At 64.9% G+C, this 26062-nt stretch carries 31 protein-coding genes and 1 pseudogene; 17 read left to right on the forward strand and 15 right to left on the reverse strand.

The features are described from left to right. The first annotated feature begins 9 nt into the window (after nucleotides 1-9). Nucleotides 10-324, forward strand: coding sequence for a hypothetical protein (locus tag AU072_RS00905; protein WP_174523773.1), 315 nt, complete (start codon nucleotides 10-12; stop codon nucleotides 322-324). A gap of 56 nt (nucleotides 325-380) precedes the next feature. Here AU072_RS00905 and AU072_RS00910 read toward each other — a convergent pair whose 3' ends face one another. The 8 genes and pseudogenes from AU072_RS00910 to AU072_RS00945 all read right to left on the reverse strand — a co-directional run bounded on the left by AU072_RS00910 (nucleotide 381) and on the right by AU072_RS00945 (nucleotide 5816). After that, the gene (locus tag AU072_RS00910) at nucleotides 381-674 is read right to left on the reverse strand and encodes a hypothetical protein (RefSeq protein ID WP_064411988.1); all 294 of its coding nucleotides are present in this window, start codon (nucleotides 672-674) and stop codon (nucleotides 381-383) included. Between the two features lie 111 nt (nucleotides 675-785). Then, nucleotides 786-1802, reverse strand: coding sequence for an MmpL3/TtfA transport complex stabilizer (locus AU072_RS00915; RefSeq protein WP_133147249.1), 1017 nt, complete (start codon nucleotides 1800-1802; stop codon nucleotides 786-788). Between the two features lie 372 nt (nucleotides 1803-2174). Beyond that, nucleotides 2175-2582, reverse strand: a complete 408-nt coding sequence (locus AU072_RS00920; protein WP_064411990.1) for an STAS domain-containing protein — start codon at nucleotides 2580-2582, stop codon at nucleotides 2175-2177. A 170-nt stretch (nucleotides 2583-2752) separates the two neighbouring features. Then, nucleotides 2753-3202 carry an ATP-binding protein gene (locus tag AU072_RS00925; RefSeq protein ID WP_064411991.1) on the reverse strand — a complete coding sequence of 150 codons (450 nt, stop codon included), beginning with the start codon at nucleotides 3200-3202 and terminating at the stop codon, nucleotides 2753-2755. Between the two features lie 32 nt (nucleotides 3203-3234). Next, nucleotides 3235-3582, reverse strand: coding sequence for an STAS domain-containing protein (locus tag AU072_RS00930; protein WP_064411992.1), 348 nt, complete (start codon nucleotides 3580-3582; stop codon nucleotides 3235-3237). Nucleotides 3583-3729: 147 nt separating this feature from the next. Further along, entirely contained in the window at nucleotides 3730-4437 is a 708-nt protein-coding gene (locus tag AU072_RS00935; protein ID WP_082680885.1) for a GAF and ANTAR domain-containing protein, read from the reverse strand. 51 nt (nucleotides 4438-4488) lie between these two features. Beyond that, nucleotides 4489-5394, reverse strand: a pseudogene (locus AU072_RS00940) (esterase family protein); the annotation flags it as partial. 140 nt (nucleotides 5395-5534) lie between these two features. Next, nucleotides 5535-5816, reverse strand: a complete 282-nt coding sequence (locus tag AU072_RS00945) for a DUF732 domain-containing protein (protein WP_064411994.1) — start codon at nucleotides 5814-5816, stop codon at nucleotides 5535-5537. A gap of 423 nt (nucleotides 5817-6239) precedes the next feature. Here AU072_RS00945 and ectA point away from each other — a divergent pair, with 423 nt between their 5' ends. The 7 genes from ectA (at nucleotide 6240) to AU072_RS00980 (ending at nucleotide 12888) form a co-directional block, all read left to right on the forward strand. Beyond that, complete coding sequence (ectA, locus tag AU072_RS00950; protein WP_407937577.1) at nucleotides 6240-6779, forward strand: diaminobutyrate acetyltransferase; 540 nt, start codon at nucleotides 6240-6242, stop codon at nucleotides 6777-6779. 17 nt (nucleotides 6780-6796) lie between these two features. Further along, nucleotides 6797-8086 (forward strand): diaminobutyrate--2-oxoglutarate transaminase, encoded by a 1290-nt coding sequence (gene ectB, locus AU072_RS00955; RefSeq protein ID WP_064411996.1) that lies wholly within the window; start codon nucleotides 6797-6799, stop codon nucleotides 8084-8086. A 26-nt stretch (nucleotides 8087-8112) separates the two neighbouring features. Further along, nucleotides 8113-8508, forward strand: a complete 396-nt coding sequence (locus AU072_RS00960; RefSeq protein WP_064411997.1) for an ectoine synthase — start codon at nucleotides 8113-8115, stop codon at nucleotides 8506-8508. Then, entirely contained in the window at nucleotides 8505-9419 is a 915-nt protein-coding gene (thpD, locus tag AU072_RS00965; RefSeq protein ID WP_064411998.1) for an ectoine hydroxylase, read from the forward strand. Before AU072_RS00960 ends, thpD begins: the two co-directional genes overlap by 4 nt. A gap of 525 nt (nucleotides 9420-9944) precedes the next feature. Next, nucleotides 9945-11402, forward strand: coding sequence for a hypothetical protein (locus AU072_RS00970; RefSeq protein WP_064411999.1), 1458 nt, complete (start codon nucleotides 9945-9947; stop codon nucleotides 11400-11402). A gap of 104 nt (nucleotides 11403-11506) precedes the next feature. Beyond that, on the forward strand, nucleotides 11507-12184 hold the full coding sequence (locus AU072_RS00975) for a hypothetical protein (RefSeq protein ID WP_235629892.1): 678 nt from the start codon (nucleotides 11507-11509) through the stop codon (nucleotides 12182-12184). After that, the gene (locus AU072_RS00980; RefSeq protein ID WP_064412308.1) at nucleotides 12181-12888 is read left to right on the forward strand and encodes a Type 1 glutamine amidotransferase-like domain-containing protein; all 708 of its coding nucleotides are present in this window, start codon (nucleotides 12181-12183) and stop codon (nucleotides 12886-12888) included. Before AU072_RS00975 ends, AU072_RS00980 begins: the two co-directional genes overlap by 4 nt. Before the next feature lie 3 nt (nucleotides 12889-12891). Here the strand turns inward: AU072_RS00980 and AU072_RS00985 are convergent, their stop codons facing one another. The 3 genes from AU072_RS00985 to AU072_RS00995 form a co-directional block, all read right to left on the reverse strand. Then, a complete protein-coding gene (locus AU072_RS00985; protein ID WP_407937578.1) occupies nucleotides 12892-13590 on the reverse strand; it encodes a DUF4344 domain-containing metallopeptidase in 699 nt (232 codons plus the stop codon). A gap of 315 nt (nucleotides 13591-13905) precedes the next feature. Next, nucleotides 13906-14226, reverse strand: a complete 321-nt coding sequence (locus AU072_RS00990; protein ID WP_064412001.1) for a DUF732 domain-containing protein — start codon at nucleotides 14224-14226, stop codon at nucleotides 13906-13908. A 310-nt stretch (nucleotides 14227-14536) separates the two neighbouring features. Next, a complete protein-coding gene (locus AU072_RS00995; protein WP_064412002.1) occupies nucleotides 14537-15190 on the reverse strand; it encodes an SDR family oxidoreductase in 654 nt (217 codons plus the stop codon). A 67-nt stretch (nucleotides 15191-15257) separates the two neighbouring features. Here AU072_RS00995 and AU072_RS01000 point away from each other — a divergent pair, with 67 nt between their 5' ends. After that, on the forward strand, nucleotides 15258-15581 hold the full coding sequence (locus AU072_RS01000) for an ArsR/SmtB family transcription factor (protein WP_064412003.1): 324 nt from the start codon (nucleotides 15258-15260) through the stop codon (nucleotides 15579-15581). A 45-nt stretch (nucleotides 15582-15626) separates the two neighbouring features. After that, on the forward strand, nucleotides 15627-16121 hold the full coding sequence (locus AU072_RS01005) for an SRPBCC family protein (RefSeq protein ID WP_064412004.1): 495 nt from the start codon (nucleotides 15627-15629) through the stop codon (nucleotides 16119-16121). Nucleotides 16122-16141: 20 nt separating this feature from the next. Here AU072_RS01005 and AU072_RS01010 read toward each other — a convergent pair whose 3' ends face one another. Beyond that, nucleotides 16142-17497: an acetamidase/formamidase family protein gene (locus tag AU072_RS01010; RefSeq protein WP_064412005.1), complete on the reverse strand. Its 1356-nt coding sequence runs from the start codon at nucleotides 17495-17497 to the stop codon at nucleotides 16142-16144. A 192-nt stretch (nucleotides 17498-17689) separates the two neighbouring features. On the opposite strand from AU072_RS01010, the gene AU072_RS01015 reads away from it, so the two are divergent. From AU072_RS01015 to AU072_RS01025, 3 genes are all read left to right on the forward strand, one after another. Beyond that, nucleotides 17690-18025 (forward strand): hypothetical protein, encoded by a 336-nt coding sequence (locus tag AU072_RS01015; protein ID WP_064412006.1) that lies wholly within the window; start codon nucleotides 17690-17692, stop codon nucleotides 18023-18025. 224 nt (nucleotides 18026-18249) lie between these two features. Then, nucleotides 18250-18912, forward strand: coding sequence for a LuxR C-terminal-related transcriptional regulator (locus tag AU072_RS01020; protein WP_064412007.1), 663 nt, complete (start codon nucleotides 18250-18252; stop codon nucleotides 18910-18912). A 156-nt stretch (nucleotides 18913-19068) separates the two neighbouring features. Continuing rightward, nucleotides 19069-19296, forward strand: a complete 228-nt coding sequence (locus AU072_RS01025; RefSeq protein ID WP_064412008.1) for a hypothetical protein — start codon at nucleotides 19069-19071, stop codon at nucleotides 19294-19296. Between the two features lie 12 nt (nucleotides 19297-19308). Here the strand turns inward: AU072_RS01025 and AU072_RS01030 are convergent, their stop codons facing one another. Further along, on the reverse strand, nucleotides 19309-19887 hold the full coding sequence (locus AU072_RS01030; RefSeq protein WP_131808537.1) for a hypothetical protein: 579 nt from the start codon (nucleotides 19885-19887) through the stop codon (nucleotides 19309-19311). Nucleotides 19888-20008: 121 nt separating this feature from the next. On the opposite strand from AU072_RS01030, the gene AU072_RS01035 reads away from it, so the two are divergent. Next, nucleotides 20009-21484, forward strand: coding sequence for a C39 family peptidase (locus AU072_RS01035; RefSeq protein WP_133147250.1), 1476 nt, complete (start codon nucleotides 20009-20011; stop codon nucleotides 21482-21484). Between the two features lie 5 nt (nucleotides 21485-21489). On the opposite strand, the gene cynS is transcribed toward AU072_RS01035, so the two are convergent. Together cynS and AU072_RS01045 are read right to left on the reverse strand one after the other, a co-directional pair. Next, nucleotides 21490-21939 (reverse strand): cyanase, encoded by a 450-nt coding sequence (gene cynS, locus AU072_RS01040; RefSeq protein ID WP_064412011.1) that lies wholly within the window; start codon nucleotides 21937-21939, stop codon nucleotides 21490-21492. Continuing rightward, complete coding sequence (locus AU072_RS01045; protein WP_064412309.1) at nucleotides 21936-22796, reverse strand: formate/nitrite transporter family protein; 861 nt, start codon at nucleotides 22794-22796, stop codon at nucleotides 21936-21938. The genes cynS and AU072_RS01045 overlap by 4 nt, the downstream gene beginning before the upstream one ends. 188 nt (nucleotides 22797-22984) lie before the next feature. On the opposite strand from AU072_RS01045, the gene AU072_RS01050 reads away from it, so the two are divergent. The 3 genes from AU072_RS01050 to AU072_RS01060 all read left to right on the forward strand — a co-directional run bounded on the left by AU072_RS01050 (nucleotide 22985) and on the right by AU072_RS01060 (nucleotide 26058). Next, on the forward strand, nucleotides 22985-24346 hold the full coding sequence (locus AU072_RS01050; protein WP_064412310.1) for an NAD(P)/FAD-dependent oxidoreductase: 1362 nt from the start codon (nucleotides 22985-22987) through the stop codon (nucleotides 24344-24346). Between the two features lie 96 nt (nucleotides 24347-24442). After that, complete coding sequence (locus tag AU072_RS01055; RefSeq protein WP_064406755.1) at nucleotides 24443-25123, forward strand: TetR/AcrR family transcriptional regulator; 681 nt, start codon at nucleotides 24443-24445, stop codon at nucleotides 25121-25123. Continuing rightward, nucleotides 25120-26058 (forward strand): R2-like ligand-binding oxidase, encoded by a 939-nt coding sequence (locus AU072_RS01060; RefSeq protein WP_064412012.1) that lies wholly within the window; start codon nucleotides 25120-25122, stop codon nucleotides 26056-26058. The genes AU072_RS01055 and AU072_RS01060 overlap by 4 nt, the downstream gene beginning before the upstream one ends. The last annotated feature ends 4 nt before the right edge of the window (nucleotides 26059-26062 follow it).

A 26062-nucleotide genomic window follows, 5' to 3' on the forward strand; every position in this document is an offset into this window, starting at 1 on the left:
ATGGACCGCATGCGGACCACAGGAATCCTCGCCGGAGTCGCGGCCGTCGCGTGCGTGACGATCGCCCTGCCTGCGGGTGTCGCATGGGCCGATGACCAGGAATCGGCGCAGGAGGTCATCAGCAAGCTGCAGGACCAGGGGTACAACGTGACCATCGACAAGATCGGCACGGCCCCGCTGTCCGACTGCGTGGTCACCAGCGTACGCAATCCCCAGGAGTTCACGCAGTTGGTGCCGCTGCTCGGCGGAAATCAGGACGGTGTGCTGTTCCCCGTGACCATCAGCAAGCCGATCTCGGTGTCGCTGGACTGCAGCGGTCGCTAGACATTTCGGTGCGGTCGGTTGCGATACCCGCGACCGACCACACCGAAACCGCCGCATCAGCGCGAGCAATCCGCGGTGACGGTGATCGTGCGCTGGGCCACCACCTGGATCAGATCGTCGCCGCGTCGCACCAATTCGGTTCGCTCGCGGGCATTTCGGACATCGGTGATGACGCACTCGTCGAGGGGTGCACTCCCGATGCGGTTGACCTTGACGTCGAAGCCTTGTGCCTCGAGTGTGGCGATGGTCAGTTCAGCCGATTCGGCCGCCGACGCGACGGCGGCCGGCGTCAGGATCGCACCGCATGCCACTGCGGCCAGCCCGACCATTGTCAACAGTATTGCGCGCATCTCGCGCTCCCTTCGTGACCTGAAGGCCCCGGTGGCCGTCAGGTGGTACGACGGGAAAGCCGCGACGAAGGTTCAACGCAATCTGCGGAGGCGCGATGTGCGGCCCGCGACTTAAGCGGTGACCGGCTCCAGCTCGCGCGCCTCGGGAGCCACGATCGGATCCGTCGCGACGAACTCCGAATACAACAGCGGCATCGATGCGTTTATGGCGAACGTCGACACCCCGCCCGCGTAGTCGGCCACATACAGCCGGCCACCGTGCGAGTCGACGGCCACACAGGACGGCCGGCCGTCGACGGTGATGGTGTCGACGATCTGCAGGGTGAGCGTGCACAGCACCGCGACGTGGTCATAATCGACGATGTAGGCCCTGCTCTTGTCTCCACCCATCACCAATTGGGTTGGGGCACCGCCGATCTCGATGACGTCGGTGACACGTCCCGAGGAGAACTCGATCAGGTGCACGACGCCGCCGCGGGTTCGGTCCGAGCTCAGGACGAACGCGGCGCCGTCGGCGAGGGCGATGTCGCGAATCGGCGCACCGATCCGCACCGCGCTGCCGACCCGCCCGGTCTCGAGTTCGACGGTCAGGACCGCGCTGCCACGCGCATCGGTGGTGGCGACGTAGAGCCGCGTTCCGCTCGGGTCAATCGCGAGGGCATCGATGCCGATGCCGGCGCCGGTCGCGATGTCGATGGTGCCCATGCGGTCGGCGGGGATGTCGATCACCGCGACGTCGATGTGCCCGTCACCGGTTCGGCCGGCATAGACGCGCTTGCCGTCGGGGCTCACGACCAGCGCCGTGATGTTGTCGGCCAGCGGGTACGACGCGATCACCGATGTGGTGGCGGTGTCCACGACGGTGACCTCGTCCTTGTGGGTCCAGGATGACGTGCTCACGTAGGCCCGGTCGTCGTGGACCGCCACCGAGAACGGCTCGCCGTGAACCGCGACGATGGCCTCGGCGGCGAGGGTGCGGGCATTGAGCACCGCCACGCTGTCGTCGCCCGGATGCGTCACCACGGTCGTACCAATGCCGGTTGTGGCGATATCACCGATCGGCCCCCGGCTCAGCTTCACCGCACCCAATGGGGTGGGCGCATGTTCAGGCATCAAAAAGTCAACCACCGTTATTCGGTACCTCCGCCGGCATGGCGTGCACCGGCCCTAGATTCCAAGTCGTAACGCGCCAAATCGGCGCGGTCTGAACCGAGTTTAGCGACGAAATCCGACATCCCATGGCGGCGCGAAAAGCGACACCTGAATCCCTCTCAGACACCGCTTAGAAAATCGCGCGTTACCCGATTGTTACCAAATTCCCGCGACCGGAGGAAGGCTATTGACCTGTGTAAATACCGCTGCCGCAAGGCCTTCGGAATATTGTGGTCGATCGCACGTATAAAGGTTTCTTACCTTTCGTCGTCAAAGTGAGCGGTAGATCACAGGCCGACACGACAGCAAACAGACAACAGGCGCCACGACCGTCACAAAGCGGTGTGTCTAGCCCACCAGCCGCAGCGTGGGTCTGCGGGGCGGCGACGGCGGTTCCACGCGGACCAGGGGAATCAGCGCCTCGGGATCACACAGCGCGAGAACCCGGGACACGGCGTTGCCGGGCAGCACGCGCCACGGCACGCCGGCCCGCAGCAGCCGGGCGTTGAGGGCGTGAAGGGCGGCGACCCCGTCGAACGCAAAGAAGTCCAGACCGGAGAGATCCAGCGTGACGTGCCGCGCGTCCGCGATCGTGTCGGTGACGACGGACGCGAACTCCTTGGCGTTGGCGGCATCGACTTCACCGGTCACCGACACGACGATGTGCCCCGGCGCCCCGATTGCACACATACCGGCGGCGACGGACAGCGTGTGCCTGGGCTGCAACGACGGGCGCGAGATCGCCGCGACGGACATTTCCGGTTCCCGACCGCGTCCGCTACGGCTGCCTGGTTCCGCGCTCGGCGCAGATACCGGGTTGCGTGCTGTCGACGCCCGGGAAGGTTCCGCCCATGCCTGCACTCGCTTTCTGCGGTGGAAGTCAGCGATGCGTCCTTTACCCGCCTGTGCGGCCGGTCAAACACGAATCAGGCAGAAGTCGCGAAAGGCTCCTGCGAGGCGAGCGGGCAATCGTCGAATTCGAGCTGCACTCGGGTACCGGACGCCGAGCGCTCGATCGTGGCCCGATCGGACAGGGCGCGCATCAGCTCGATGCCGCGACCGCGGGTGTTCGGCTTGCCGTCGGGCTCTTTCTCCAGCCAGGCTCCGTGGTCGGAGATGGTCGCGACCAGACGCCGGTCTCCGGCGTCGTAACGGGCCGTCACCGACATGGTTCCGGCTTGTCCAGCCTGGACATACGCGAATTCAGCGGCGTTGGTCAAGGCTTCATTCACAGCCAGCAATATGTCGCTGAGGCGATCGGCGTCGAGAGCGAAATTCGTCCCCAGCCAATGCTTGAAGGCACCGCGGAACTCCGCAACGGTGTGCGCGTCCGCGGGGCCGTTGCTCGAGAAACCGAGTTCTGACGGAGCATTCATGGTCCTGTGTGGTTACCCCGTCCGGTCCGAGCTCACGCAGTGAGGTTGTCGAGCGCCGCGTCCAACGAGGAGAACAGGTCGATCAGATCGGCGATCCCCGTGATTTTCAAGGGCCGGCTGGTGGCGGAACCGTCCGCGACGACGGCGAACCGCGTCGCGGTGCCATCGGTCTGGTTGTGGGTCTCCATCAGCACCTGCATGCCCGCGGACCCCAGGAACTCCACGCTGGTCAAGTCGACGATCAAGCCCACCGGATCCTTGCCCAACGCCGCCTGAACGGCGTCCCGCAGCTGCGGCGCCGTGAGCATGTCGAGATCACCGGAGGCGGCGACGACAGCGACGCGTCCCACCCAGTTCTCGGTACAAAGTTGTCCGTCCAAGCCTCACCTCTTGTTTGGCAACCACCGTAGCGGTCATTCCGATCAACGAGGCTGCAGTCTTAACCCGCAATAGGGTAGCGACTCCACGGTACCGATACCTAAACGGGGACCCATCCGCGCCGGTCAGCAGGTCAAAACCCGATGTGGCTACCCGGGCGGGCGCGCTGCGTCCACCAGCTGCGCCGCGATCAGATGCAACGGAGTGTTCTTCTCCTGAGAGAGGCTGACCAGGAGGTTGAACGCGGCCGGCGCGTCGACGCCGAAGCGCTCCATGATCATGCCTTTGGCCTGACCGATGATGTCGCGCGATGCCAGAGCGGTCTGGAACTGGTCGTCACGGCGCGCGGTCGCCAAACCGATCGCCGCGTGCGCCGCCACCGCCAGCGCCAGATCCTCGAGCTGCGGGGTGAACGCGCAAGCCCGCTCCGAGTAGAGGTTCAGCGCACCGATCTCCGAATCGTGGGTGTAGAGCTGGATGGCCAGGCTGGAACGCACCGGGGTGATCTCGAGGGCGCGTCCGATGAACTCGACCCACCGGTCCTCGTTCCGGAAATCGCTGATCCGCACCGTCACGTGTTCGTGGATGGCGTCGATGCAGGGGCCCTGCTGAAGCTCCTCCTGCAGGGTGTCGAGGTTCTTGGGCACCGGACCCGTGGCAGCGACCGAGCGCACCCGCCGGCTTTTCGGGTCCACCAGCGAAATCCCCGCGTGGTGCACATTCGGCAGGATGCGCACCGCCGTCGCCGTCACCTCGTCGACGAGATTGTCGACGTCCATGTCCGCGCTCTTCTGGCTGTGCAGGCTTCGTGCCAGGCGTGCGATCTCGTCGTGGAGACCCCCGCGCGTGTCCGTCATGTCTCACCCCACACAATGGTTCCCCGGCCATCGTATGACCGAACCCTGTCAGGGGCGGGCGCCTCCGAGGATGCGCACCAGGTCGGGCTTCATCGCCTGAAGCTGCGAACCCCAATAGGCCCAGGTGTGCGTCCCGTCGGTCGGGAAGTTGAACACCGCATTTCGTCCACCGGCCGCGAGGTACTTGCGCTGGAACTCTTTATTCGTCGACAGCGTGATGTTCTCGAGGAACTGTGCGCTGTACTGCGCACCGAAATTCGCCCCGTCGTCGAGTTCGGAGGTCGCGCCGTTTCCGCAGTAAACCCACAGCGCGGTGTTGTTGGCGACCAGCGTGTTGACGTTGACCATCGGGTCGTTGCGGCGCCATGCCGGGTCCGACGTCGGGCCCCACATATGGGCCGCGCTGTACCCGCCCGCATCCTTCATCGAGAAGCCGATCAGCGTGGGCCACAGACCGCTCGACGGGTTCAGGTAGCCCGACAGTGATCCGGCGAAGATGAACTGCCGCGGGTGCCATACGGCAAGGGTCAGCGCCGCGCTACCCGACATCGAAAGGCCCACAACGGCGTTGCCGATCGGCGCCTGCCCCCGGTTGGCCGCCAACCACGCGGGCAGTTCCTGAGTCAGGAATGTCTCCCATTTGTAGGTTACGGTGCCCGCGCTTCCGACCGCAGGCTGATACCAGTCGGTGTAGAAGCTGGCCTGTCCGCCCACGGGCATGACGACCGAGATCCCGGACTCGTAGAACCACTCGAACGCACCGGTGTTGATGTCCCAACCGTTGGCATCCTCTTGCGCGCGCAGTCCGTCGAGCAGATACACCGAGTGCGGACCACCGCCCTGGAACTGCACCCGGATGTTTCGGCCCATCGACGCAGACGGCACCTCGAGCGTCTCGACCGGCAGCCCGTCACGTGAATACGCATCGGCCGCCGGCGCTTGGATTCCAACGCACATCACCAGCGCGAACAACACAGCCCCGAGTCTGCGCACAGACGATTTCACGCGGGCAAGCTAGCAACTCCCAGCCGGCATGCTCAGCGTGCCACGCGCCACTTGACCAGCTTGTTACCAAACTCAGCCAGTGCCGCGGGGGATCAACAGCCGAGTTCGCTGACGCTGAGGCTGACGATGTCCACTGCGGCTTGAATCGACACGCCGAGCTCCTCGCGCACCATCAACATCGAGTCGGCGGCGGGCACACCACGCGCCGCATTGGCGCAGACCTTGTTCCCCGTGGCGATCAACTGGTCCGCCGAGAGGAAGACGTACTGCTGCTGAAGCTTGCGCACGAACTCCGCCTGATCGGCCGCCGCGGGTGCGGCGAAGGCGACCGCGGTGGCGGTGGTACCGATGAGCAGTCCGATGATGCGTCGCACAAAAATCCCCTCCGAGAGGTCAGCAGTGTCCGCGGCGCACCGGGCATCGGCCGAGCGCCCACAAGCTGCGAAATCCCCGACACGCGCGCCGTTTGGATGGCATCCCGTCCACATTGACGGATGCGTCATAACGTACCCGTTGTTAGGCGGACGAATCATTTACGCCATCGATAGATCACGTTTCGATAACGGCTTGATCAAGTGATCGCCGTCTCAGACCTCGGCATCCGCGCAGGTAACTCCCGTGCACGGCGGCGCCCCGGGCGTGTGCGTGAGCAGTCGATACTTGCCTGTCATTTTTTGCTGGCATACGGTCATAACGCCGATGACGTAACTGATGTGATTCGATGATTTTGTTCGGTGGTGACAACGCAAGTGACCATTCGCGACCGGGACGCAGTCCCGGAGGAGCGGACAGCTGGCTTGAAAGAGTCAGCAGTGCAACCAGATTCGTGGACGAATCATCTCCGCTCGCCGAATGAGGGCGATGCCATCGCAATGCATCGTCTGGTGGCCGAGACCGAAGTGCTCGATCTTAATTCCACGTACACCTACCTGTTGATGGCCACGGACTTTGCCAGTACCTCCATCGTCGCGGAGAAGGACGGCGCGATCTGCGGGCTGATCACCGGCTACCATCCGCCGGCCCGCCCCGAGGTCCTCTTCGTCTGGCAGGTGGCCGTCTCGGCGTCTGCGCGGGGCACGGGCCTGGCAAGCGCCATGCTCGACGGCCTTGTTGACCGGGTTCGCGCGAACCGCCGAGGTCATCCGGTCACCGTGGAAGCCACAGTGGCGCCGAGCAATTCGGCTTCGCGTGCGTTCTTCGGCGCTTTCGCTCGGCGACACGGGGTGCCACTCATCGAGGAGCCCCGCTTCACCGCCGCACACCTGGCGGCCGATCAGTCCCACGAGGACGAGCCGACTGTGCGAATCGGACCCATCACCACACCTTTGGCCGACTGACCCCTCAGAAAGGACACATGTCTACGCCAGCAACACTCCCCCGCCCCAACGAATCCGACCTCCCCGAGGTCTATAACTCCGTCGAATCGGAAGTGCGCAGTTACTGCCGCGGGTGGCCGACCACCATGGCCGTGGCCCAGGGATCGTGGTTGACCGACACCTCCGGTCGGCGCTATCTCGACTTCTTCGCGGGAGCCGGCGCACTGAACTACGGCCACAACAACCCGGAGCTGAAACGGCCGTTGATCGAATACCTGACCAACGACAACATCGTGCATTCGCTCGATATGGCGACGGCGGCCAAGACGGAGTTCCTGCAGAACTTCGAGCAGCTCATCCTCAAGCCCCGCAATCTCGACTACAAGGTGCAGTTCCCCGGGCCGACCGGCGCGAACGCCGTCGAATCAGCGCTCAAGCTGGCCCGCAAAGTCACCGGTCGGGAATCGATCATCAACTTCACCAACGCATTTCACGGCATGACCCTGGGCGCGTTGTCGGTCACCGGTAACTCGATGAAGCGGGCCGGTGCCGGTATTCCGCTGGTGCACGCCACACCGATGCCTTACGACAACTACTTCGGCGGCGTCACCGAGGACTTCCACTGGTTCGAGCGGGTGCTCGACGACTCGGGCGGCGGGCTCAACCATCCGGCCGCGGTGATCGTCGAAACCGTGCAGGGCGAGGGCGGTCTCAACGTCGCGCGGATGGAGTGGTTGCAGGCGCTCGCCGAGTTGTGCAGCCGCCGCGAAATCCTGTTGATCGTCGACGATGTGCAGATGGGCTGCGGGCGAACCGGCCGGTTCTTCAGCTTCGAGGAGGCCGGCATCGTCCCCGACATCGTCACACTGTCCAAGTCGATCAGTGGGTACGGTCTTCCGATGGCACTGACCTTGTTCCGCAGGGACCTCGACGTGTGGACGCCCGGCGAGCACAACGGCACCTTCCGGGGCCACAACCCGGCATTCGTCACCGCCAGCAAGGCGCTCGAGATCTTCTGGCAGACCGAGACATTCAGTGACGACACGACCGCCAAGGGGCAGCAAATCCGGGACCGGCTGGAAACCATCGCCGACAAGTACCCGGGCGTCACCGCGCGCGGACGGGGCATGGCGCAGGGACTCAAGTTCGAAGATGCGCCGATGGCGTCGGCCGTGTGCCGCGCGGCGTTCGAACGCGGGGTGCTCATGGAGACCAGCGGGCCCTCGGACGAGGTCGTCAAACTGCTCCCCCCGCTGACCACTTCCGAGTCGGATCTCGATGCGGGCATCGACATCCTGGCCGATTCGGTGGCCGCCACGCTTTCCTGACCACATCACGCCGAAAGGAGCACGACGTGATCGTGCGCACCACTGACGAGATCACCGGTACCGACCGCGACGTGTCGGCCAAGGACTGGAGATCCAAGCGAATCATCCTGGCGGGTGACGGCGTCGGTTTCTCCTTCCACGAGACCACGATCAACGCGAACTCCGTCAACGAGTTCCACTACCGCCACCATGTCGAAGCGGTGTGGGTGGTCGAGGGCACCGGCACGCTCACCAACCACGAGACCGGTGAGGAACACCCGCTTGCGCCCGGCACCATGTATCTGCTCGACGGCCATGAACGGCACCGCGTCACATGCGATACTCAGCTGCGGATGCTGTGTGTATTCAACCCTCCCGTGACCGGCCAAGAGGTCCACGACGAGACCGGTGCCTACCCTCCTCCGGCGGTGCAAGCAAGTTGAGCGACAACAGATTTACCGACACCAGGGACCGATATCCCACGCGGCTGGCGGAACCGAGCGATCCGATTCCGCGCGAGGAGCCCACGGTGTGGGGCCAGGAGTCGGCCGGGCCGCTGTTCGAGACCGACCTGCAGTCGATCGAGGCCAACGGATACCTGGTGCAGCGTTCGGCAGTGGACGACAACTGGCTGTCGACACTGCGCGGCGAGCTCGACAACATCGGCGCCAAGGCCGACCCGGAAGATCCACGGATCATCCGCGAGCCCGGCGGCAGCATCCGGTCGGTGTTCCAGCCCCACCTCTTCAGCGATGTCATCGCCGAGGTGGTCACCCTCGACACCGTGTTGCCCGTGGCCCGTCAACTGTTGGGCAGTGACGTCTACCTGCACCAGGCCCGGATCAACCTGATGCCGGGATTCACCGGGACCGGGTTCTACTGGCATTCCGATTTCGAGACCTGGCACGCCGAGGACGGCATGCCCGCCATGCGCGCCGTATCGTGTTCGATCTCGCTGACCGACAACTTCCCCTACAACGGCTCCCTGATGGTGATGCCGGGTTCACACAAGACGTTCTACCCCTGCGTCGGGGCGACCCCGCGCAACAACCACACCTCTTCCCTGGTCAAGCAGGAGATCGGCGTCCCGAGCCAGGCCACACTCACCGAGGCCGCCGCCCGCTACGGCATCGACCAGATCACCGGGCCTGCCGGCACCGCGCTGTGGTTCGACTCGAACGTGATGCACGGATCGGGCTCGAACATCACCCCGTTCCCCCGCTCGAACGTCTTTCTGGTCTTCAACTCCGTCGAGAACCAGCTCGTGGCGCCCTACCGAGCCGAGACTCCCAGGCCCGAATACCTGGCGGCCAGGGACAGCCAACCGTTCAACATTCCGTCACTGGTGCAGTGAGCGTGACGCCGGCCGCCCGGTAGCGGTGGCCGCGCGTCGCCTCCTCGATGGCGGCGCATCCGGCGTCACCCGTTTGCTCACCTACCTCTTGGTACCTCGGCCCGCCCCAGCTGGTCGCGCAAGCCTCCGGCTCGGGGCGCCGGCCGCCCGCCGCTCTTCGCAAACTGGACAGCGGCGCGACGCTCCTCCATCGTCCATCCGACCGAAGCGGCGCGCGCGCTCCTCACGACTCATCAGCGGAAAGTGTCAGCAACCCACAGCCCACGCGGGATCTATTTGCCAAATCGCTTGCTTCACCCGTGCTGACCTGAAGGACGCGTACGCGTCAGCGAAGGCCTCGCAACGCTTTCACGATCTCTTTCAAGCCTTTCAAAGCCGTCTTAGCAGGTAGTTGCCTGGCATTGGCGGCCCAGCCGACCGATAGCAGCAATCCATCTGGGTAGAACACTTGGGGCGACTTGCCTTCGGTATCGACGCGGGCGTAGGTTGCTGTTCGTAACATGCGCGCAAACCAGGGAGGGGCTCATGAAGGCCAGCGCCAAGAAGTATGTGACGACCGGGGTGGCACTTGTGGGGGCAGGGGTCATCGCCGCCGGTCCGATCGCACCGGCACCAGCGAATGTCCCGGCAGAGGGCAGATCGCACGACGTGGCACTGATGGCCGCGAACACCAGCGAGATCCAACGACAGTTCGAAGCGCAGCGGGCTTTGCTGGAGACATTCGCACCCGGTGCTGCGCTGGAGGACTTCATCGAGGGCACCCTCGCCGCGTTCAACCGGCCCGGTGGGGAAGCCGTCAACGACTACGACCCGGTCACCGGCTTCGACAGCGTGGGACGCATCGGTCAGGGATTCGCCGCGTCCGCGCTGCGCATCGGTTCCACCGCGCTTGCGCCTCTTCGGCTGATCGAGCTCGCGCAAGCCATCAGCGAGGGCGACGGCGCCGAGGGCTTCGAAGCATTCGTGAAGAACATCGTCGACGCGCCGCTGTGGGCGATCGATCCCGCGCTGTTCGCCTTGCGTGACGCGCTGCCCGCGCCGCTCGGCGGGCCGGACGGACTCGTCGCAACGATTCGTAACCAGCTGTACAGGCTCACCCTCGAGATCAACGAGGGTTTGCAGGACCCGGGGGCGCTGGTGCAGCGCTTCGTCAACGGGACCATCGAGGCGTTCGAGCAGCCCGGTCCCGTCGAGTACGACGCGGTCGAGGGACCGATCGAAGGGTTCTCGCGCGTCACCGAGGGTGTGATCGCCTCGACACTGCGGCTCGCCGCCGCCACCGTGCTCGGTCCGGTGGGCGTGGTTCAGGTGGCGGCCGCGGTCGCCCAGGGCGACACCGAAGCAGCGCTCGACGCGGTGGAGAACATCGTCGACGGCCCGCTGTGGGTGGCCGACCCGGCGCTCTACGGACTGCGCGATGCGCTGCCGGCGCCGATCGGCGGACCGGGCAACCTGGTGGAGAACTTCCGCAATGGACTGTGGAGCGCGACCGAGCGGATCAACGGCGCGATCGAAGACGTCGTCGTTCGCGCCGATGCCCCGGCAGGCCCGGGGGTCACCACCTTGGTGACGGGCAACCAGCGTGTCGCCCGCCTTGCAGCGGACGCACCGGAAGCCTCGCTGCAGGAAGAGCCGGCCGCGAAGAACGAAACCGGCCCGAAGCCGGCCTCCGAACAGCCGAAGCCCGTCAAGCAGGAGAACCGGCGTCTCACCGGCCTGCTGCCCAAGAACTTGCTCCCGAAGAGGCAGCCGTCGGCTCGCGACCTGGTGAGGAATTCGTTGAACTTCTCCCCTGGCGCCAAGACCGGTACGCAGGCTGCGACGGGTGAAGGCGCGAAAGTGGACGTGGACATCGACGTTTCGAAGAAGACCGATGCGGCGGGCGCCGCGCCGACTGGCACGACACAGGGCACCACACCCGGTGACAACGGCGCCGGCGGCAACGACGGCGGAAACAAGCCGAACTCGGACAACAACAAGTAACACTTCACCCAATCGGCAGCCCCGGGGCGATGACGCGCCGGGGCTGTCGACCGTTTTCACTGAACCAACGGAAACGTCGCTCCCGCTCAATTACTTTGGCTGATGTGGAACCACCCCACAGCTACGTACGGGACACTTCGGCGTCGGTGGTGCACCACGGGGACTACCTCAATCGCAACGACCGCCGGCCGCTCTGCGGTCTCGCGCTCACCAGCGCCACGTTGCTTGGCGATGCCGCGGGCGACGCGGTGATCTGCCCTGAGTGCGAAGCCAAACTGGCGCAATACCACGCCGCTTGGTGGCGTGAGCGGGCCCTGGCCGTCGAGGCCGAGCTCGAAGAGCTCCGCATCAAGTACGGCCAGCTGACCGGACATGCCGAGGAAACGCAGGAGCCCAGCCCCCCACGTACGCAGACAACGGAGAGCCCAACCACCGAAGAAGAGCCGGCGTCCCTGCTGGGGCGCGCGCGTGTGGAGCTTCTGGGACTCTGCCGGCAATGCGACGGGGTCGTGCCCTACTGGCGGCTGAAAACCACCATGCAGGCGTTCAGCGACCAGCTCAGCCCCGACGAGCGGGTCCTGCTCGCCCAGGAGATCGGCGCCGACGGGTCGCTGATCCGTTGGTGCACAACAGAAGTCGTCAACCTCGGATGGCAGGTGACCAACAGCCCGGTTCAGGAGGAAGCCGAGGCCATGTGGGACGCCTGGACCCATGATGCGTACCAGACACCCAAGAAGAACAAGTGGCGCCTGGGCCGGTCCCGGTCCCGGGACGCCAGTTGACGTCGACTCCCCACCACAACCTGAGGCCGCTCTATCTTCTGGCGGACAGTCAGCTGCTGTTCTGGAAGCAACACGAGCGTCTGCTGCTCGAGCCGGCGGTCGACGATCTCGCCCGAGACGCGCCGCTGAGCGCCGCATACATCGGCGCGTCCAACGGTGATCGCCTCGAGTTCTACGACATCTTCGAAGCTGCCATGGACGCCGTCGGAATCGCCGACCTCCACATGGTCGACTCGTCTTTCGGCCAGGACGACCGCGCCTTTCTCGAGCGAGCCCGCGTGATCGTCCTCGCAGGCGGTGATGTGCGGATCGGCTGGAACGTCTTCGAGAGCACCGGCATGGCGGATGTGATCCGGACTCGCTTTACCCAAGGAGCCGTCCTGGTCGGCATTTCCGCCGGCGCGATCCAACTCGGCCGCTACGGCATCGTCGAGAGAGCGGAGTCGGTCACACCCGAGCTGCTCGACGTGTTCGGGCTCGTCCCCGCGATCATCGACACACACGACGAACATTCCGGCTGGTCCCGGTTGTCGGGAGCAATCGATGCGCTGCAGGGTGCCGCTACCGGGATCGGTATCCCCTCCGGGGGCGGAATCATCGTGCACGACGACGCCACCGTCGAGCCACTGCGCCACCCTGCGCACGAACTCCGTTACGAGGAGGCAGGTGTCGTGCACTCCCTGTTGTGCCCCGCCGACGATTGACCGCTATTTGAAATAGGGGTCGAGCAACGTCGACCAGGCTTGGTCGAGTTGTTCCCACTCCGCTTGGCATCCCGATGCCCGATCCTCGGGCAGTTCACCGCTGGTGACGAGGTCCGCGTTGGCCTTGGGGTCTGAGCCGTAGATCCAGCACTCGAGGTTGTACATGCGGGTCTCGTCCAATGAGTGTTCGTCGGCGAAATCGTCCGCGCTCAGTACCGTGTTCTGCGCACCCGAGGCGCCGAACGCCCGAGCGAAGTCCTTCACTGCCTGCACCGACTCGGGATCGGCTCGGCCGTCGTCGCCCGGCGCCAAGAGCACGAACGCGGCAAGCTGGTCTGCCACATCCTCCTCACGCCCGGTGACGGGAAGGTCGTAGATGCTGATCGCCATGTGCCCGACTTCGTGATAAAACGTCGCGTACTCGGAATTGAGCGCCGACGCCGTGGGATCGGCATCACCGGCTTGGGTGAAGACCCGCTGCGCCCAGTCGGCATCCTCGTAACAAAGGGTGATCGTGTTGTCGTCCGCGCTCCAAAAGGCGTTGGGCTGATCGCACTGCGAACCGCGCAGGGAAATGTCGTGGGGCAGCCTGAGCGTCTCGTTGATATCGTTCGCGAGTTCTTCGAGCAGTTGACCGTTCTGCATGATGTTGCGCCCGTTGGTCGCTTCGGGCGTGGTGGCCATGTCATAGAAGACGATCATCTCGCCGTCGGCGGGTGCGTTGGGGTCCGGTGCGGGATCGGGATTCTGGGCAGCCGACGATGCTTGGGAGGTAGGCGATTTCGACGCGTTGTGGGCCTCCGCCGCCTCCCCTGCAGAGCCTCCGCAGCCCACCACCAGCAATCCCGCGGCGACCAGAGGCAGGACTCGCGACGGCGTCACCCCACGCACGGGCTCTCGTGATGACTCGTATGTAGTCAAGAACGGCTTTCCTTTCCTCGGCCGTCGAGCGCGGGACGGCTGCGCTGATCGTATGACCGGCGCTCGCAGAATGGGGGCCAGTCGGCCCGCGGCAGGTCAGCCCTCGGTGACCTTGGCCTCGTACTCGGGACAGAACGCTGCCGTCGCCGCACCGACGAGCACACCCGCGTCATGTGGATCGAGATGCTCTGCGAGCCCGGCGATCTCGCCCTCCAGAGTCGCGCCGTTGGCCCAGTCCGTACACACGCCCTTGCCTGCGGCGATCATGTTGTCGGGAGTGGCACCCGGCCAGGTCACACCCGCCTCGCCGAGCACATTGAGGTAGGCGTCCTCGGGGCTGGCGGCCGCCAGCGGTGCGAGGAAAAAGGCGGAGGCTGCTAAACCGGCGAAAATGGTGCCGGCGGATATTGCTTTCATGGCGTTTCTTCCGGTCGTCGAAATGGATACGGCGAATCGTGGCACGGCCGGATAGATCACGGAGTGATTTCGCGAAATGGCTACATACGAAATGTGGATTTCACACGTAGCCGACCCTTCCCGGGTTCCGCCCAATCCTGTGAGCAGTGGATACCGGTGCTATGCCGGGCGCTTGAGCTGGCCAAACCATACCGGATGGAATGGAGGTAACCCCCATTCGATGACATACGTGTCAGCGTCGCAATTCGTCCGGAACTTCCGGAATTTCAATTGCTTCGCGCTTGCTCTACTTCCGGTGCGATTAGCCGAATCACGCAAGTCTGGAGAATGCTTCGGCGATCGGGATATCGCCGTTGTTGAACTCGACGGTGCGTCCGACGGTGCTGTCGTCGACCAAGCAGGCAGCGGCCACGAGCGCGACGTCTTCACGGGAGACTTCGCCTCCGACGGCATCGGGACCGACGGCGATCCGTCCCGTGGACGGCTCCAGGGTGAGGCGTCCCGGCCCCAGTATCGTCCATTGCAGACCACTGGCTCGCAGATGCGCATCGGCAGCGGCCTTGGCCTCGGCATAATGAAAAAACGAATTGTCCTTGGGCACACCGTGGTCGGGACTCGCGCCGAAGTACGACACCATGATGAATCGGCCAACCCCCGCACGTTCGGCGGCATCGATGATGCGGATGGCGGCGTCGCGGTCCACCGCGTACGTACGCGTCGGGTTGCCGCCGCCCGCGCCGGCGGCGAACACCACCGCGTCGTGTCCCGCGATGATTTCGGTCAGGGCTTCGACGTCCAGGGCCTCGATATCGCCCACCAGTGGCTGGGCCCCGGTCACCATCACCTCTTCGGAGTGGTCCGGGTTGCGGAACACCGAGGTCACCTCGTCTCCACGCTCACTGAGGATCCGGGACAGGTGCAGGGCCACCTTGCCGTGGCCACCGAAGATCAGGACGCGAGCCATACCTCCAACGTAGCCTCTCCGGACATATTCCTTGACAGGAATATGTCATGGGTCCTAGCGTCGAACCGTGCAGTCGACGGTCTTCGGAGCTCTCGCCGAACCAAGCCGCCTGAAGATCGTCGAATTGTTGCGCGCTGGGCCGCTTTCGGTCGGCGAGATCGCCGAGGCACTCGAAATCCGCCAGCCGCAGGTCAGTAAGCACCTTCGGGTGCTGGGTGATTCGGGGATCGTCGCCGGCCAGGCCCTGGCTCGGCGGCGGATCTACCACCTGGAGGCCGCACCGTTCGAGGACATCGGCCGCTGGGCCGAGTCCTTCGCACAACTCTGGGAGACCCGCCTCGATTCGCTGGGCAGGTATCTCGAATCCATCAGTGAACGCACTGACGACTGACCGCTGCACCGCCTGACCGCCCGATCGACACCAGGAGGACTCACCATGCTGATGCAGATGTTCAAGAAGACCAAGAAGCTGAACCTCGAACGCTCGTACCGCGCCCCGATCGAAACCGTTTGGCAGGCTTGGACGGATCCCGACATGGTGCGGGAGTGGTGGGGGCCGGAGAAGACGTTCGTGCCGGAATGTGAGATCGATCTGGTGGTCGGCGGGAAGATCCACATCGTCATGGAGGCCGGTGAGGCCATGGGCAAGTACCAGGGCACCCGCTGGCCGATGAGCGGCACGTTCACCCGCATCGAGGAACCCTCGCGCCTGACCTATGACGCGCGGTCGTGGACCGAGGGCGAGGAAGAAGGGTCGACGATCGAGCACGTCAACGATGTCATCCTCACCGAGAAAGACGGGATGACAGTCGTCCAGCTCAACGTCACGATCACCAACATCGGCGCGAAGGCCAAGATGGCCGCGTTCGGGATGAAGTGGGGCTACAAGGCTGCGCTGGACAAGCTCGAGAAGTACCTGTCAGGGCGGTGACGACGCCGCCACGCGCCCGATTACACGGTGAAGTGTGATTTGTAGATCTGGCCGTGCACGCCGACGGTGCGGTCGACGACCTGGGAGACAACGAAATCCGATGCAGCCGACAGGTAGGCGTACGCGGTCGCACGGTCCATCCCCTTGTCGTTCTGCAGGAAGTCCAGCGCGTTGACAACGGCCCGCCGCATCGCGATGTTCAGATCGCTGCTGTTACCTCCGGTCGCCCCGTCGGGATCGGACAATCCTATTGGCAGCCAGGCGGATTCGGTCTCGGCGAACGGATAGTGGTATGCGACCGAGGGCGCATCACCGGATCCGGGCTTACAGACCGTCAGGCGGTAGGTGCCGCGCAGTGAGCCTTCCATTGCGGTGAGCGCCACTTCGCCGTCCCCCATCGCCATGTGCGGATCGCCGACGTAGAACAGGGCACCCTCTGCGAAGACCGGAAGGTACAGCGTGGAACCCTCGCCCAGCAGCCGGATGTCGATGTTGCCGCCGGCGACGGTGGGTGGGATCGAATTCGCTGTCGGCGCAGTCATATCCCGGTCCTGTGAGAAGGCGACACCCATCAGGCCCATGAACGGTGACAGGGGGAACCGCACCCGCGCGTCACCGTAAGACATGACGCCGTGACCGTCCTCCACGGCGGTGAAGGTGGAGACATTGCCGTACTCGAGCGGGTTTGCGTTGGGCCTGCGGTCGGTGGCGACGGGCGGCATCACTTCTTCGATGCTGATGCCATCCGGCGCAGTTCCGTCCGCCTTGCGAGCGAGCGCGCCTTTACCGTGCCGACTCGAAACCACTCCATACGGCACCCGCGGAATGGCCTGCAGCGTCTCGATTTTCAGCACATCACCGGGTTGAGCGCCTTCGACGAATACTGGGCCGGTCACCACATGGGGACCGTCCTTGTCAAAGTCGCGCGGTGTGCGGTTGTATTCGGATGCGACCGCTATGGCGTCCTGCAGGACATCGGATTCCTTGACTCCCTTGCCACCGAAGTACTCGACGGGATTGCGGCCCTGATCCTCGAGAATGCCTTCGTGGGAGACGGTGTCCACGGTGATCGTCTGCTCCGAGCGCATCCGAATCACCGGCGCGGCATGCACGGTGGGCACATAACCCCACAGCACTTGATCGGGCGCCGACTGCAGGTAGTGGTCGCCGGCGATGTCGCCATGGTCGGGTTGGAGGATCTCGAAGCGGCCGGGCGTCGCGCCGGTCGCCGCAGGGGTGTCACCCGTCGCACAGGCGGCCGCGACGGCGGTGATGCCCGCCCCGGCCCCCACCGCTGCCACCGCGCGCACGAAATCGCGTCGTCCGATCCCCCTGGTGAGGGTTTCGGCAGCGGCTGCGGCGAACGACTCATTCATTTAGATGACCTCCGGGTTGTCGGTCGCCCGAAGCTATCCATGCGGTGTTGCCGGGATGTTGCCGTCAGGTTCGAAGCCGTTGACGTCCACGCGCGGCGCCGGTCGGGCGCCGATCCCGACTGAGCCGAAACGAAACCGCCCGATCCCGAGCCGACTAACGTCACAGAGGTCGGGTGTGCAAGGAGGTGTCGGATGCGCGGTCAGCGTTTCATCCTCTCGGTGGCGGGCGTGATCACCGCCGCGACCATCGGGGCGTCGGCCGTCGTGCACGCCTCACCCCCTCTGCCGAGCCCCGATCAAGCCAGTGCGGAGTGGACGATCACCGATGGCTACCTCGTGAAGCAGATCGGGTGCACGCCCGATACGCCGGGAGAGCCGGTCTCGATCTCATGGGATCCGCCGGGCTTCGTTCCGGCCGTCGGCGGGACGGGAATGATCCACGATGCCGATCCCGCCCTCGGCGGACAGTTCTCGGCCCGCTGGATCCCCTCACCCGGCTTCTGGGACGTCGAGTACCAGTTCTGCTGAGCCGGCTCGGCCGTAGCAGTCCCGCTGGGACCCCTGGCTGCTCGGCGCCTTGGCGTTCGTTCGCGTTTCAATCAGTAGAGTTATGGGCAACCATCCGCATGATGCGCGAACACTCGCCGCGCCACGAGATCGATTTAGCTCAAAGCGAACTCGTGGGCCGCGTAGCGATGCTTTCATAAGCAAACAACTGCAGCGGCGTCTGCACGACATAGGGGGTCTGCGGCATGCCACCGCCGGACGACGAGGAGCGTTCGACGTCGGTCGTGGTCGTCGGCAATCAGCGAGTCGTGTACGCGGGCATCCTGTCGTGGTTGAGGCGCAGCCACCCACACACCGAGATCATCGGCCATTTCACCAGTCCAGCGGAGTTCGCCGCGGCATATCGGAAGGCCACCCCGGGCCTGGTCGTGTTGTTCGACCTGCCCTGCGACGGCGGTGGTCCGGAGCTCGCTGCGCTGCGCGAGATCTGCGACGCCGGCCATCGCGTCGTCGTCTACACCTGTTCAGTCAACGACGACGTCGTCGCCGCCACGCTGGATGCGGGGGCGGTCGGCTGTATCGCCAAACACGAACCCGAACACGTGCTGGCGGCCGCCATCGACGCCGCCCACCACGGCCGCCCGCACGTGCCCCCGACGCTGCACAGCGGCCGCCGCAAGGCCCGCCCGCAGCTGACTCGCCGAGAACAACAGGTGCTGATCGCCTGGTTTCAGACCGAGAACAAGAATGCGGTGGCCGAGCGGCTGTACATCGAGCCCTCCACCGTCGCGACCCACCTGCAGCGGGTGCGGGCGAAATATGCGGCGGTCGGCCGGCCGGCGCCGACCAAGGCGGCTCTAGTCGCCCGAGCGATCCAGGACGACATCCTGTCCGTCGACGATCTCTGAGTCCTACCCTCGCAAATGTCATCTGAACAGATGAACTAACTAACTTTGTGCTGCCAGCTCGCTAACAGTTGCGTTAATAATTCTCAATCCGCGCGCGCGACGTTTACGTCGGCAATCAGGGCGGGGTGGTCCAAACCAGCTACGGAAGGCACGAGCATGAAGAGGATGATCGCGGCGGGAACGTTGGCGCTGGGAGGGCTGCTGGCCCTCGGTGTCGGCGTGGCGCACGCCGACGAAGTACAGGTGGAGGGCGGCTACTCGACGCTCGAAGCCTGCAATGTGGACGGTCCGAACGTCGAGATCGCCCAGGGCGACGCCAACTACGGGCACTGGGATTGCCGTCAGGGCGGCGACGGCCTCTGGTACGTCTGGCTGAGCAGCTGATGCCCTCTCAGATCAGCGGTCCGGCGGAGGTGTCGGACCGCTGATGAATTCGGCAAGGGTGGCGTTACGGGTCGGGGCCGTCGCCTTCTCGCTCGGGGTAGCGGGTTTGGTCGGCACCTGCGGCATGGGGTCGGCGTTCGCCGACGACGGAGGGCAGTCGTCCTCGAGTTCATCGGCGGGGTCTTCATCCGGGTCCTCGAGCTCGTCGGGGTCGGCGAGCTCGTCATCTGGGTCGACGGGATCGACGGGCACATCGTCGGGATCGACGGGCACATCGTCGGGGGCGACGAATTCGTCCTCGCCCACAGACCCGGGTTCGGAGTCGTCGAGCGGTTCGTCGACGTCGACTGTCTCGGGCACAAAGCCGAGAACGTCCGTCGGCGCCGGACGGTCGACCGTCAAGTCCAGCCCCGACGCCTCCGAGACACGGTCCACGAAAAAATCGACAACCGAGCGGCAGTCCTCGGATTCGTCGGCCACGCAGTCGGCGGCCGAGTCGTCGAGCGGGGCCACCACGGCTGAGACCGCCTCGACGCCAGTCGACGGCGTAGTCGACGGCCCATCGACCAGTCCCCCTGAGCTGGTTGACACTTCGGCGCCACCGGCCGACCTGATCGAGCGGGAGCAAAAGAAGAATCGATCGGACCGAGTGCCCACCGAGTCCTCGGTGATCGCGCAGAAGCCCACCGCGAGCGCTGTCAGCGTGACGGGCGTGAGCCGACCGGACAGCGAGATCAGCGCTCGATCCCTCGCACACGTAACCGACTCCGGCGCAGCCGATCTCACGACTTCAGGCGAAACCGCCGGCGTCGATACCATAAGCGAAGCGAGCACGGGCACGCTGGTGATCGACGCGCCCCTGGTGCCCTCGGAGAGCTCGGATGCGGACAACGACAGCACCGTCGTCGCCCAAGCACCCGATCCGGTCACGTCTACCGCATCGGTCGGTGTCGTGTCGGGACTGCTGTCGGCGGTCGGCCTCGGCTCGCCGCTGTCCACAGTCGACGGTCCGGTGGAGCCGCTGCCGGGCGTCATCCTGGTGGGCTCGCTGGACCTGATGCGCCGCGATCTGGAGCGGATGAACGATGACCAGTTGGCCGTCGACACGCAGCAGGTCGCAAACACTCTGACCGCCGGAACCCCTTCGGAGGAGTGGGTTCCCGTCACCACGACGGCGGACTCCGACTCCGGGACTGACCCCGAACACCCGTCGTGGTCGGTGCCTGACCAGCTGACCGTGGAGCCGACCCCAGCCGAACGGGCCACGGCGTACCAGAAGGCGCAAACCCAACGACTCGACGCATTCAATCAAGCGCAGGCTGCCCGCACAGAAGCCTTCAACGAGCAACTCGCGCAGCACGCGGAGAATCCGCTGGGGGCGCTCGTCGCCAGTGCAGCGTTTGTGGTCTCCGAACTCGCCAACACCGCGGCGGTCGTGGTGACCGAATTCGTCAATTACCTCTCGTTCGCCGTGACAGAGTTCATCCACGGACTGACGGACTGGTTCAGGGCACCGGCCGTGTTCACCGGCCTCTACGGCGACCCGGACGACAGCGCGCAGTACTGGCGGGTGCAGACGGCCGAGAACTGCGTGTTGCAGTCGGCGGCGATGATCGTCGGTCAACTGACCGGAACCACGCCGGAGGAAGCGGACATCGCCCAGAAGGCAATGGAGGCCGATAGCGTTGCCAACCCGGGTGAGAAGATGTACGAGGGCCTACACACCCAGGATCGCGTCGACATCAGAGACGCGATTGCTCTGCTGGAGTCCGATTACGGCATCACGGCCACCCTCACGAAATATGAGAAAACGGAGGGCAACCTCGCGCTGAGAGCCTTGGCGTTCGCACTGGAGGACAGCAGCAAGGCCGTGTCGGTCGGCGTTCAGGGCGGAACCATCTGGAACGCTGTCGAAGGCGACCCGCTACCCGGCATCTCCTCCGCAGACCATCAGGTGGTCGTCACCGGAATCGATTTCGACGAGCGAGTCGTCTACCTAAACGACAGCGGATTCCCCGAGCAGGGGAAGAAACTAAAGGTTCCGCTGGACGCCTTCATGAGGGCGTGGCAGACCGACAACTACGAGACGATGATCGCGCAGCTCAAGCAGCCGAACACGACTGCGTCCGAACCCGGTTCGCACCGGATTTCCAGTCCTGATTCCGGGTTGCTTCTCGAGGTGGCATAGCGGCGTCACCAGCGATAGTCGAGGAACTTCCCGTCGAACGTGACGACGACGCGGTCTCCGTCGGGATCCTCTCGGCGCCGGACGTCGACTTTGAAGTTGATCGCGCTCATGATGCCGTCGCCGAACTCCTCGTGAATGAGCTCCTTGATCGCCGGGCCGTACACGGCGAGCGCTTCCTGGAAGCGATAGATGGTCGGATCGGACAGCAACGCCGGATCGATTCCGCGGGCGGGTTGGAGCCGCAAGCTCTCGCCCACCGCGGCATCGAGATCGAGTAGGGCACAGGCTCGTTCGGCCTGTGCTTCCGACATCGGGTGTTGTCCCAGCAGCGCGGCGACACACCAGACGCGCGGCGCGTCCAAAGCGTCGGCGATCTCGGTCCAGCTCAGCCCCTTTCGGGTCTTGGCGGCGATCACCAGCGCGGCGGCATCGGACTTGGACATGATCGGGGTCATGCGCTGACCTTATTCGCCTCGACGTCGGCCGTCGGCGTGAGGGCGGGCAACGAGAGCCTCGGCGCCCCGGTACGCGCGTGGGTCGCGAACAACGTGAGCCCGACGAAGGTCAGGCCCCCAACGAGATTGCCTACTACCGTGGGGATTTCGTTCCAGATGAAATAGTCGGCGATCGAGAAGTCACCGCCGAGCATCAGCCCGGAGGGGAACAGGAACATGTTGACCACCGAGTGCTCGAATCCCATGTAGAAGAACAGCATGATGGGCATCCACATGGCGATGACCTTGCCCGACACGCTTGTGGACATCATCGCGGCGACCACACCCGTGGAGACCATCCAGTTGCACAGCACGCCACGGATGAACAGCGTGAGCATGCCGGGGGCGCCGTGTTCGGCGTAGCCGACGGTGCGGCTGTGTCCGATCTCGCCCAGCCGTTGTCCGACTTCGTTGGGGTCGACGCTGAAGCCATACGTGAAGACGATGGCCATCATGAAGGCGACGGTGAGCGCACCGGCGAAGTTACCGACGAACACCCAGCCCCAGTTGCGCAGCATCGTACGCACGTTGACGCCGCGGCGTTTGTCCAGCAGCGCCAGCGGAACCAGGGTGAAGACGCCGGTGAGGAGGTCGAAACCGAGAAGGTAGAGCAGGCAGAAGCCCACCGGGAACAGCACCGCTCCGAGCAGCGCGTTACCCGTCTGCACGGTGATCGTGACGGCGAAAGCGGCTGCGATCGCCAGGATCGCGCCGGCCATGTAGGCCCGGATCAGGGTGTCGCGTGTGGACATGTGCGCCTTGGACTCTCCGGCATCGATCATCTTTGCGACGAACTCGGACGGGCTGACGTAGGACATCGGTACGAACCCTTCTGGTGTACGGTCGTGCGTCAACGTTTTCGCACGACGGTTGCGAAAACGCGACTTCGCGTATGCGTCCGTGTTGCCGAATGCGCACAACTGCAGGGCCGCTTGTGTGAGATTCGGCCTGATGTCACCGCCCGGCACGCTTCATGGGCGCGGAGCTGGGTAATACGGTTGCGATGATGAGCTCGCAACGACCCAAAGTCCTGATCATCGGCGGTGGCTTCGGCGGCTTGTTCTGTGCGCGTCGGTTGGCGAAGGCAGATGTCGAGGTCACCCTGCTCGACCGCTCCGCCGACCACCTGTTCCAACCGCTGCTCTACCAGTGCGCGACCGGGAAGCTGAGCATCGGCCACATCAGCCGTCCGTTGCGCGAGGAGTTCGCCCGATACGACAACATCAAGACCTTGCTGGGTGAGGCGATCGAGCTCGACCCGTCGGCGCGCACCGTCACCGCGCTCCGGCCTGACGAAACGACGTTCGTCGTCGAGTACGACATCCTCATCCTGGCGGCAGGCATGCGGCAGTCGTACATGGGCAATGAGCAGTTCGCGCACTGGGCGCCGGGTATGAAAACCCTCGACGACGCGTTGGAGATCAGGCAGCGCATCTTCACCGCATTCGAGATCGCCGAAACTCTGCCACCCGGACCGGAGCGCAAGGACTGGCTGACCTTCGCCGTGGCCGGAGGCGGGCCCACCGGAGTGGAACTGGCCGGCCAGATCCGGGAGATGGCCACCCGCACCCTGACCAACGAATTCCACAGCATCCAGCCGCAAGAGGCGCGGGTGCTGCTGTTCGACGGTGGCCAGCGCGTCTTGAAGAAGTTCGCGCCGGACCTGTCGGCGAAAGCCACCCAGGCTTTGGCGGAACTCGGCGTCGAGATGCATTTCGGTGTGCACGTGACCGATGTCGGGCGCGACGGCGTCACTGTCACCCCGAAGAACGGCGGGCCCGACCGGCAGTTCGCAGCGCGGACCGTGCTGTGGACCGCAGGCGTCGAAGCTGTGCCGTTCGCCCGCCATGTTGCCGAAATCCTCGGAGCGCCAACCGATCGCGCCGGTCGGATACAGGTCGAGCCGGATCTGAGCGTCGCGGGGCACCCCGAGATCTTCGTCATCGGTGATCTCGCTGGGCGTGCCAAGCTGCCCGGCGTCGCGGAGAACGCCATGCAGGGCGGCCTGCACGCGGCAGCCTGCATTCGCCGTGATCTCGCCGGGCGCCCGCGCCGCCCGTACCGTTACCGCGACCTCGGATCGGCGGCCTACATCAGCCATGGCAATGCGCTGCTTCAAGTGGGGCGAATCCGCGTGTCGGGTTATCTCGGCTGGGTGGCGTGGGGGCTGATCCACATCGCGTTCCTCACCGGCGTGCGCAACCGCGTCAGCACAGTCGCGACCTGGCTGGCTTCGATCGCGCGCGCAGGTCGCTATCACCGCGCGTTCATGCTCGGCGCGGCGGATCGTCCCGAACAGCGCTACACGTATTCGACCTGGGACCTTCCGGAACCCGCACCCCCACACCACCGCGCTTCTCGTTCATGACCGCCCACCTGAACGAGGGTTGATCGACGATCCCCCTCACCTTGACTGTGATGCCGATCACAGTAATATGACCAGTGGTCATTGCTGGAGGTGTTGATGCCGACTGTGACGTGGGCGCGGGTCGATCCGAGCCGGCGTGCCGCTGTGATCGAAGCGGCAGAAGCGGAGTTCGGGGCGCACGGCTACTCGCAGGGCAGCTTGAACGTCATCGCGCGTCGGGCGGGTGTCGCGAAGGGCAGCCTGTTCCAGTATTTCGCCGACAAGCGCGACCTCTACGCCTACATCGCCGACCTCGGCAGCCAGCGGGTGCGCTCATACATCGAAGACCGCATCCGGGAGCTCGACCCGGGTCGGCCCTTCTTCGAGTTCCTCACCGATCTGCTCGACACCTGGGTGGCCTACTTCGCCGACCATCCGCAAGACCGTGCCCTGCACGCCGCGTCGACCTTCGAAATCGACACCGAGGCAAGGGTTTCCGTCCACACCGTGATCCACCGCCACTATCTGGAGGTCCTGCGGCCGCTGGTGCGCGATGCGCATGCGCGCGGCGACCTGCGGGCCGATTGCGACACCGACGCGCTGTTGTCGTTGCTGCTGATGATCTTCCCGCACATGGCGCTGGCGCCCTATGTGCGCGGCATGGATCCGGTTCTCGGTCTCGACGACCCGACGCCGGATCAGCCCGCACTCGCGGTGCGCAGGCTCGTATCCGTGTTGGCCGACGCTTTCTCCAGCCGCAACCCAGCCCGAACGACGACCAAGGAGGTCCAACAATGACACGTAAGAATTCCGCGACACTCGATGCCGGTGGCCTCAACTGGGACAGCCTGCCGTTGAAGTTGTTCGCCGGGGGCAATGCGAAGTTCTGGAATCCCGCCGACATCGACTTCTCCCGCGACCGGGAGGACTGGGAGTCGCTGACCGAACTCGAGCGGGACTGGGCCGCTCGACTGTGTGCCGAGTTCATCGCGGGCGAGGAAGCGGTCACCCAGGACATCCAGCCTTTCATGGCGGCGATGCGGGCCGAAGGACGTCTCGGCGATGAGATGTATCTGACCCAGTTCGCGTTCGAGGAGGCCAAGCACACCCAGGTGTTTCGGATGTGGCTGGACGCCGTCGGACTCACCGAGGACCTGCACCATTATCTCGACGAACTTCCTGCGTACCGCCAGATGTTCTACGAGGAGCTGCCCAGTTCACTGGATGCGTTGACCGCGGACCCATCGCCCGCCGCTCAGGTGCGCGCATCGGTGACGTACAACCACGTCATCGAGGGCATGATGGCGCTGACGGGATACTATGCGTGGCACCGTATTTGCGTGGACCGCGGCATTCTGCCCGGGATGCAGGAGTTGGTGCGACGTATCGGCGACGACGAACGCCGCCACATGGCCTGGGGCACGTTCACCTGCCGACGGCACGTCGCGGCCGACGACTCGAATTGGCAGGTGTTCGAGGAGCGGATGAATGAGCTGATTCCGCTGGCGCTGAAGAACACCGAAGACGCATTCGCGCTGTACGAAGAGATCCCGTTCGATCTGACGATGGATGAGTTCCAGCAGTACGCGAGCGACAAGGGAATGCGGCGATTCGGCACCATCAGCAGTGCCAGGGGCCGCCCGGTCGGTGAGATCGACCTGGACTACTCGCCCCTGACGCTGGAGGACACCTTCGCGGACGAGGACCAAAAGGCGTTGGCCGCCACGGCGTAAACAA

The organism is Mycolicibacterium novocastrense (genome assembly GCF_001499835.1).
Classification (GTDB): Bacteria; Actinomycetota; Actinomycetes; order Mycobacteriales; family Mycobacteriaceae; genus Mycobacterium; species Mycobacterium novocastrense.

Excerpts from the sequence above, each read along its gene's own strand:
- AU072_RS00990 (WP_064412001.1), bottom strand. The coding sequence starts at position 14,226 with ATGAAAGCAATATCCGCCGGCACCATTTTCGCCGGTTTAGCAGCCTCC.
- ectB (WP_064411996.1), top strand. The coding sequence starts at position 6,797 with ATGTCTACGCCAGCAACACTCCCCCGCCCCAACGAATCCGACCTCCCC.
- AU072_RS00985 (WP_407937578.1), bottom strand. The coding sequence starts at position 13,590 with ATGATCGTCTTCTATGACATGGCCACCACGCCCGAAGCGACCAACGGG.
- AU072_RS01045 (WP_064412309.1), bottom strand. The coding sequence starts at position 22,796 with ATGTCCTACGTCAGCCCGTCCGAGTTCGTCGCAAAGATGATCGATGCC.
- AU072_RS01060 (WP_064412012.1), top strand. The coding sequence starts at position 25,120 with ATGACACGTAAGAATTCCGCGACACTCGATGCCGGTGGCCTCAACTGG.
- cynS (WP_064412011.1), bottom strand. The coding sequence starts at position 21,939 with ATGACCCCGATCATGTCCAAGTCCGATGCCGCCGCGCTGGTGATCGCC.
- AU072_RS01015 (WP_064412006.1), top strand. The coding sequence starts at position 17,690 with ATGCGCGGTCAGCGTTTCATCCTCTCGGTGGCGGGCGTGATCACCGCC.
- AU072_RS01050 (WP_064412310.1), top strand. The coding sequence starts at position 22,985 with ATGAGCTCGCAACGACCCAAAGTCCTGATCATCGGCGGTGGCTTCGGC.
- AU072_RS00970 (WP_064411999.1), top strand. The coding sequence starts at position 9,945 with ATGAAGGCCAGCGCCAAGAAGTATGTGACGACCGGGGTGGCACTTGTG.
- AU072_RS00920 (WP_064411990.1), bottom strand. The coding sequence starts at position 2,582 with ATGTCCGTCGCGGCGATCTCGCGCCCGTCGTTGCAGCCCAGGCACACG.
- AU072_RS00905 (WP_174523773.1), top strand. The coding sequence starts at position 10 with ATGCGGACCACAGGAATCCTCGCCGGAGTCGCGGCCGTCGCGTGCGTG.
- AU072_RS00935 (WP_082680885.1), bottom strand. The coding sequence starts at position 4,437 with ATGACGGACACGCGCGGGGGTCTCCACGACGAGATCGCACGCCTGGCA.
- AU072_RS01025 (WP_064412008.1), top strand. The coding sequence starts at position 19,069 with ATGAAGAGGATGATCGCGGCGGGAACGTTGGCGCTGGGAGGGCTGCTG.
- AU072_RS01010 (WP_064412005.1), bottom strand. The coding sequence starts at position 17,497 with ATGAATGAGTCGTTCGCCGCAGCCGCTGCCGAAACCCTCACCAGGGGG.
- AU072_RS01020 (WP_064412007.1), top strand. The coding sequence starts at position 18,250 with ATGCCACCGCCGGACGACGAGGAGCGTTCGACGTCGGTCGTGGTCGTC.
- AU072_RS00995 (WP_064412002.1), bottom strand. The coding sequence starts at position 15,190 with ATGGCTCGCGTCCTGATCTTCGGTGGCCACGGCAAGGTGGCCCTGCAC.
- AU072_RS00910 (WP_064411988.1), bottom strand. The coding sequence starts at position 674 with ATGCGCGCAATACTGTTGACAATGGTCGGGCTGGCCGCAGTGGCATGC.
- AU072_RS00925 (WP_064411991.1), bottom strand. The coding sequence starts at position 3,202 with ATGAATGCTCCGTCAGAACTCGGTTTCTCGAGCAACGGCCCCGCGGAC.
- AU072_RS01005 (WP_064412004.1), top strand. The coding sequence starts at position 15,627 with ATGCTGATGCAGATGTTCAAGAAGACCAAGAAGCTGAACCTCGAACGC.
- AU072_RS01055 (WP_064406755.1), top strand. The coding sequence starts at position 24,443 with ATGCCGACTGTGACGTGGGCGCGGGTCGATCCGAGCCGGCGTGCCGCT.